Origin of the sequence: Synechococcus sp. H60.1 (assembly GCF_047462335.1) — a bacterium.
GTDB lineage: Bacteria > Cyanobacteriota > Cyanobacteriia > Thermostichales > Thermostichaceae > Thermostichus.
In genome coordinates, this window is the sequence record NZ_JANSJA010000071.1 from 28,159 (window position 1) to 35,009 (window position 6,851).

Genomic DNA, 6,851 nt, shown 5'->3' on the forward strand with positions numbered 1-6,851 from the left:
GGGAGAGGGGCCGGGGGTGGTCGCCTATAGCGGCCTGGAGCGCTCAGGTGAGTGGCAAAGTGTCTTAATCTGGTTTGAAGCGACTTAGCTCCAAGAGGCTAGAGCAACAACGAGAGGGGCTGGTGAAGAGGGTTGCTTTGCCTAAAACCTTGGCCGCTGTGGGAGCGACTCTCCTCCTGCTCAACAGCCCGGTTGCCCCTGCCCAGACGCTCCTCGACTGGCAGCCTGTGCGGGTGGTGCAGGGGATCCCTTTGTACCAAGAGGAAGTCTGGATTGGGGACGATCGGATCCCGGTTGCCATCGTGGTCATTTCCCTTACAGCGGGCCAACTGCGCCCCATCTGGGCCAATCCTGCCAGTTTGGTGAGTCTGGGGGAGCTGTCTTCCTTTGGCCCTGAACAGGGAGCTGTGGCGGCCATCAACGGCGGTTTTTTCAATCGCAACACCCGCCAGCCGCTGGGAGCCATTCGTCGGGATGGCCGCTGGATCTCCAGCCCCATCTTAGGCCGTGGGGTCATCGCTTGGTCGGATGGGACGGCAGGGCAATCCGTGCGCTTTGCCCGTTTGCAGATGCAGGCAGAGCTGCGCAACGACCTTGGGGATCGGATCCCGCTGGTGGGCATCAACAGTGGCTACATCCTGCCCGGAGTTGCCCAGTACACCCCTGATTGGGGATCCACCTACACTACCCAAACGGATGGTGAAATGCTCCTGATGGTGCGGCAGGATCAGGTGCAAGACATTCTGCCGGCAGGCCTGGCCGGTAGTTTGACGGTGCCGATCCCTCCCAACGGCTACGTATTGGCAGCGCGGGGTCTGGAAGGTGCCCTGGAAGCCGGCAAACTGATCGCGGGGGATCGCCTCAAGTTGAGCTGGACTGTGGATCCGCCAGAGCTGGCCGCCTACCCCCACATGCTAGGGGCAGGGCCGCTCTTGCTCTTGGACGGCCAAGTGGTTCTGGATGCCCAATTAGAGGGATTTCAACCCCTCTTCCGCCGCCAACGGGCTGCCCGCAGTGCCGTCGGTCAACTGGACAACGGACATTTGCTGTGGGTGACCGCCGGCAATGCCCAGGAAAATCAAGGGCTCACCCTGCTGGAGATGGCGCAGTTGATGCAGCAATTGGGCTGTCGCCATGCCCTGAACTTGGATGGGGGCAATGCTTCCACCTTGGTGCTGGGGGGAGAAACCGTCAATTTGCAACACCGACACCCAGAACAACGCACACCCCGAGTTCACAACGGCCTAGGGTTTTTCCCCAGTCCAAGTCGGTGATGGAGAACCGAAGCCCACCTTTTCTAGCGGCGGGACAGAGAAAAGTCCTTTCCAGGGATCGAGAGTGGGATCCCCAGGCTTCCTGGCTGCTTGAATGAGGGATCAGGCTTACTCTAGGTTTGCATCTACCCTCGGCAGGAGAAGACTTCTCAAGAACAAAGATCTCCCCTCACCCCCAGAGGAAGGACTCGGCTCCAGTTGCACAACGGGATCCCGCCAATCTCAGAACCCAAGGCTCTAGAGCTTGTATAAGTTAGCCTTACGTGGGATCCAAACTGAATGGCCAATGCCTATTTCTCATGATAGAAATAGAGATTAAACTGAGAACAAAAAATTAGCCTTGAGATCGACCCAGAAAAATAATTGAAGAGATAACTTGGCAAAAAATAGTTCCAGGATATAGAGGTTACATAATTCTTTGCGTCCCTTCTCAAAAAATATCGTTGATAAGTTGTTTTTGATGAAGGCAATTAATGGATTTGCATTTCGTCGCTTTCGAAGTTAGAAATTAAGTTTAAGTTTTTGGACTTGCAGTCACACTTTTTCCAAAGTGAAGTCGAGACAACATGGGGGGCTCTCCGGCTCCTAGCCGAATAGATCCCCCGCTGGGCAAGGCTTTTGAGATGAGCAGAGCTTCGCCGCCATCTGGTAGCCAGGCCGCCGATATCGGTATTCCTGTTTGCAAGAGCTCATCTCATTCGGAAAACATTGATTCCTTGCTTGCATTTTTATAAGATACTTTTGTGCTTAAGTAAAATACCTCTACACTCAGATTTTTGTTTGGACTTGAACGTTAATTAAGATTTTGTTCAAAAGTTTTTCTTTTAGGCTCCTGTCTCTTGTGCCAAAAAGCTAGGATGGGCAAGGATGGTGTTTTCTGTCACTCTATTTGAGAAGATTTGTATGCCGGCCAGAAGCAAAACCAACTCGTTGACGGATACGCACAGGTGGTGTTTCATGGAATCCATAGCCAACGCTCTCCACCACTTGTAGGCCCTGTGAACCTAGGGCCTAGTTCCTTAACCCACTTGCGAGATCAAGCCGTGGTTTGCACTGCCTCTCCGAATCCTATGCCCTCCCCCAAGGATGCTGTTCCTGCGGCCCGGGTTAAGCAGCCTGCCGCTCACGACCGTTTCCTGCAGAGGGATGGAGCCTTCTCCACCCAGTTGATCCCCCAGGGATCCCTGCAGCTCTACACCCATCCCAGCCGGGGTATGTTCACGCCTGTGATGGCTCAGGCGCTGCGCTTGGCTGGCCAGGGGACGCGGGTGTTGATCGTGCAATTTCTCAAGGGTGGGATCAACCAGGGGCCAGAAAATCGTCTTTTGCTGGGCAGCTCTCTGGAGTGGGCCCGCTGTCGTCTGCACCGCTGCATCGATACGCCTCACCTGGAGCCAGAGGAGCGGCGGGCTCTGGATGAGCTGTGGCAATTTACCCAGGAGGCGGTCAGGAGTGGCCGTTATGGCTTGGTGGTGCTGGACGAGTTGGGCCTGGCCATCAGGCTGGGCTTGATCCCGGAGGCGCAGGTGCTGGATTTGATCGATCAGCGCCCAGTCTGGATGGACATAGTCATCACCGGGCCAGAGATGCCGGATTCTCTCCTGGAACGCGCAGATCTGATCACCCAGCTACGCCAACGGCGGGATCCAGTCCTCACTCCTCCTTCTCCAGAGGGCGGCCCCCGCCGAGAATAGATCCCTCGCGGGTCAGCAGCTCTTAGCTTTGCCATCAGTGACTGCGCTCTCTTTCCCAAACTCTCTGGCCTGTCGGGCAGCCTGTTGCAGCCATGTTAAAAAACGACCGCTGGATCTACGAGCAAGCGCAGCGGGGGATGATCGAGCCATTTTGCCCTGAGCTGGTGCGTCGCGTGGAGTGGAACGGCCAGACGCGGCCCGTCTTGAGCTATGGGCTCTCTTCCTACGGCTACGACATTCGCCTGTCGCCGGTGGAGTTCAAGATCTTCCGCCACGTGCCCGGCACAGTGGTGGATCCCAAGCGGTTTAACCCCAAGAACCTGGAGGCGGTGGAGCTGCACCACGATGAGATGGGGGATTACTTCATCATTCCTGCCCACTCCTACGGGCTGGGTGTCTCCCTAGAACGGCTGCAAGTTCCGGACAACATCACTGTCATCTGCATCGGCAAGTCCTCCTATGCACGGGTAGGGCTGATTGCCAATCTGACCCCAGCCGAGGCGGGGTGGCGGGGCTATCTCACCCTGGAGTTCTCCAACGCTTCTAGCGCCGACTGCCGCGTGTATGCCAATGAAGGGGTGGTGCAGCTTCTCTTCTTGGAAGGGGATCCCTGCCAGACTACCTACGCCGACCGCCAGGGCAAGTACCAAGATCAGCCGCAGCAGGTGGTGGTGGCCAAGGTTTAGTTGACTTGCTTCCCTCTCGGCAGAGAAGGGGATAAGACCACGGTAAAACCCGGCGGATGGGCAAGGGGGAGACGGGGGGCTATACTGAATGGCCGGGGATCCCCTTTTAACCTGTTGCGGTAGTAGTGCAGAGCTCTTTGAACGATCCTTCTTTGGCGGCTACTTCTCCTGGCAGCCCCGGTGAGCATAATCCAGATTGGCTTACCGCTTCCTACGATTACATCCTTCCTCCCGACCGGATTGCCCAAACCCCTGTGGAGCCGCGGGATCAGGCGCGGATGCTGGTGGTGTACCCAGATAGGCATGAGCACCGCCGCTTCTGCGACCTGCCTGACTACCTGCAAGCCGGAGATCTCTTGGTTCTCAACGACACCAAGGTAATTCCGGCCCGGCTGTGGGGAGCCAAGGTCTTGCCGGGAAAAGACTCTTTTGGGGCACGGGTAGAGGTTTTGCTGCTGGAGCCTGAGTTGCCAGGGATCCCAGCTAACACCTTCCAGCAGGAGCAAATCTGGCGGGTCTTGGTTAGACCAGGCAAGCGGGTCAAGGTGGGGGATCAGATCCGGTTTTGGGATCACCAGGGATCCCCGGCGGAACTGATGGGCACGGTACTTGCTGTGGATGCGGAGACCAGTGGCCGGGTGATGCGGTTTACCTGGGAAGGAGCGGATCCCTTTGAGAAGATCTTGGAGCGGGTGGGGCGGATCCCGCTTCCCCCTTACATCAAGGCTGCCCACACCCTTAATCCGGCGGAGGCGGGAGTCCGACCTGAAGACTATCAAACTGTTTGGGCTAGGCAGCCAGGCTCGGTGGCCGCCCCCACCGCCGGGCTGCACTTTACCCCCCAGCTCTTGGAGCGCTTGGCTCAAAAGGGGATCCAAACCGCTTTCATCACCCTGAACATTGGCCTAGGCACCTTCCGCCCCGTGGAGGCAGAACGAGTCACTGACCACCACTTGCACAGCGAGTGGCTCAAGGTGCCGGCGGAAACAGTAGCTGCCGTTCGGGCAGCCCAAGCGCAGGGAAGGCGGGTGATTGCCGTGGGAACAACCGTGGTGCGGGCGCTGGAAACGGCAGCCCTCTCCGGCACCCTACAGCCCTGGCAGGGGAAGAGCGACCTCTTCATCTACCCCGGCTACTGCTGGCGGGTGGTGCAGGGCCTAATCACCAACTTCCACCTGCCCCGCTCCAGCCTAATGATGTTGGTGGCAGCGCTGATTGGGCGGCAGAGGCTACTGGATCTCTACCAAGAGGCCATTGAGCAGGGCTATCGCTTCTATTCCTTTGGGGACGGCATGCTGATCCTGCCCTAAGGGGATCGTCAGGCGGCTTGGGCAGGCCGGTCTTGGCCAGTGGCAAACCACCTCTGGAGGCGCTCCCATTCCACTTGGGGGTAGCCATCCACTGCCCAGTTGGCCCGCCGCTGCAGCATGTGCAAAGGAAAGAAAGTGGCCAGGGCCAAGACCGGGATCCCTTGGGAGCGAGCTGCTTGCATGCCAGCGTAGGTGGCTTCAAAGCTCAGGCACTCCTGAGGGGAGAGCCCCATCCGCTCTAGGAGCAGACGGTGCAGCCGCCCTGAACCCAGGTCGGGATCCATCTCCTCGCCGGTCACACGGTACCGGAAATGCTCGGTCAGCTGGGCCAGGAGCGGACAGGGGAAGCGTTCTAGAAAGGCCTCCACCTCAGCAGCAGCGTGGCCGCTCACTAGGCCCACCTTGAGCTGCAGCCGCTCCAGCCTCTCTAGAGTCTCCACCAAGCCGGGGACAAGAAGGGATCCCTTCTGCTCCTGCAACGCCTGCCGGTAGTACAGGGCCTTGCGGTGCAGCAACTCTTCTCGCTGCTTGGGGCTGAGCACCCGTCCCTGGGCTTGCCAAAGGGCGGGCAGGCGTTCCCGATCGGATCGGCCTAGGTAGTGCAGCCGGTAGAGCTCCTTTTGGGCAGGGGATCCTAGATCCCAGGGACGCAAGTTCTCCTCCAGCAGCACCTGGTTGATGGCGGAGAGGTGCAGCCCCTCATCGTCGGCCACTATGCCGCTCCAGCTTAGGATCACCCCTTGCAGCGCCATAGGAGAACCTCTTCCGCCCTTCTCTTGCTTGATCCTTAGGATCACTCTGAACAATTCCGAGAAGCTGGGATCCCTGCGCGGGCAGGAGGAGCCATGAAGCTGGGGGGAATGGGTTCGGGAACATGCCTGTGCAGGATCTCGTCGATGGCCTGCCTTGCCTCCGCCTCCAGCGACCAGCCCCAAACTCCGGCTAGGTCATCCAACTGCTGGCGTTTGCGCGCTCCCCACAGGATTGCACTCACTCCCGGCTGATCCAAGAGCCAGCGCACCGCCAACTGAGGCAGGGTTTTGCCGTAGCGCTCCCGTGCCAGCTGGCTCAGCTCTTCTACTGCTTGCAAGTACTGGGAGTAGCGAGGTTCCACGAACTTGGGATCGATGCCGCCGCGCAGATCTCCAGGCGGAAACTTGGTTTGGGGCGTTAGCCGTCCTCCCAACAATCCCCGGCAGAGGGGACTGTAGATCAGCGTAGCAATGCCGTTAGCCCGACAGTAGGGCAGAACGTCCGCTTCAATCTGGCGCTCAAACAGGTTATAGGGCGGCTGGACGGTGTGCAGGGGAGCCACCTGGCGAAAACGCTCCATCTGCTGAGGAGAAAAGTTGCTCACCCCAATGGCGCGGATCTTGCCCTCCTGCAGCAGGCGGCAGAAAAAGGCGGCCGTTTCCTCCAAAGGTTCTAGGGGATCTGGCCAATGCACCTGGTAGATGTCAATCACCTCCGTCTGCAGGCGGCGAAGGGAGTTTTCCAGATCCTGAGCTAGCCAACTTAGGCTGCAGTTGCGCACCACCTTGCCGTTAGTCCACTGCAGGCCGGCCTTGGTGGCAATGACCACGCGATCCCGGCAGCCGGCATCGCGGATGGCCCGTCCCAAAAGCGTTTCCGAAAGGCCGCGGCCATAGGCCGGAGCTGTGTCAAAGAGGGTAATACCTAGGTCAATAGCCTTGCGGAGGGTGGCATAGGCCTCCTCAGGGTCTGCTGGCCCCCACCAATCCCCGGTCATGCTCCAGGTGCCCAGCCCCACGCGGCTAAGTTTTAGACCTGTCTCGGCAAGCGTGACAAACTCCATGGCAACTTCTGCAAAGAGGATCCGGTTTCAGGATGCTAACAGGCGCCGGGAGAAGACAAAGCCGGTTGCGC

Annotated in this window: 6 protein-coding genes; 4 read left to right on the plus strand and 2 right to left on the minus strand. The window is 58.8% G+C overall.

Going from position 1 to position 6,851, the window contains the following annotated elements; genetic code table 11:
* Positions 1 to 137: 137 nt before the first annotated feature.
* From NW852_RS04220 to queA, 4 genes are all read left to right on the plus strand, one after another.
* Positions 138 to 1,274, plus strand: coding sequence for a phosphodiester glycosidase family protein (locus NW852_RS04220; protein WP_414365804.1), 1,137 nt, complete (start codon positions 138 to 140; stop codon positions 1,272 to 1,274).
* Between the two features lie 1,070 nt (positions 1,275 to 2,344).
* On the plus strand, positions 2,345 to 2,968 hold the full coding sequence (locus NW852_RS04225; RefSeq protein ID WP_414366376.1) for a cob(I)yrinic acid a,c-diamide adenosyltransferase: 624 nt from the start codon (positions 2,345 to 2,347) through the stop codon (positions 2,966 to 2,968).
* A gap of 92 nt (positions 2,969 to 3,060) precedes the next feature.
* Positions 3,061 to 3,654, plus strand: coding sequence for a dCTP deaminase (gene dcd, locus NW852_RS04230; RefSeq protein ID WP_414366375.1), 594 nt, complete (start codon positions 3,061 to 3,063; stop codon positions 3,652 to 3,654).
* Between the two features lie 137 nt (positions 3,655 to 3,791).
* Positions 3,792 to 4,964, plus strand: a complete 1,173-nt coding sequence (gene queA / locus NW852_RS04235) for a tRNA preQ1(34) S-adenosylmethionine ribosyltransferase-isomerase QueA (RefSeq protein WP_414372585.1) — start codon at positions 3,792 to 3,794, stop codon at positions 4,962 to 4,964.
* Positions 4,965 to 4,972: 8 nt separating this feature from the next.
* Here the strand turns inward: queA and NW852_RS04240 are convergent, their stop codons facing one another.
* A complete protein-coding gene (locus tag NW852_RS04240; RefSeq protein ID WP_414372587.1) occupies positions 4,973 to 5,716 on the minus strand; it encodes an HAD family hydrolase in 744 nt (247 codons plus the stop codon).
* 41 nt (positions 5,717 to 5,757) lie between these two features.
* Positions 5,758 to 6,780: an aldo/keto reductase gene (locus NW852_RS04245; RefSeq protein WP_414426483.1), complete on the minus strand. Its 1,023-nt coding sequence runs from the start codon at positions 6,778 to 6,780 to the stop codon at positions 5,758 to 5,760.
* Between the last annotated feature and the right edge of the window lie 71 nt (positions 6,781 to 6,851).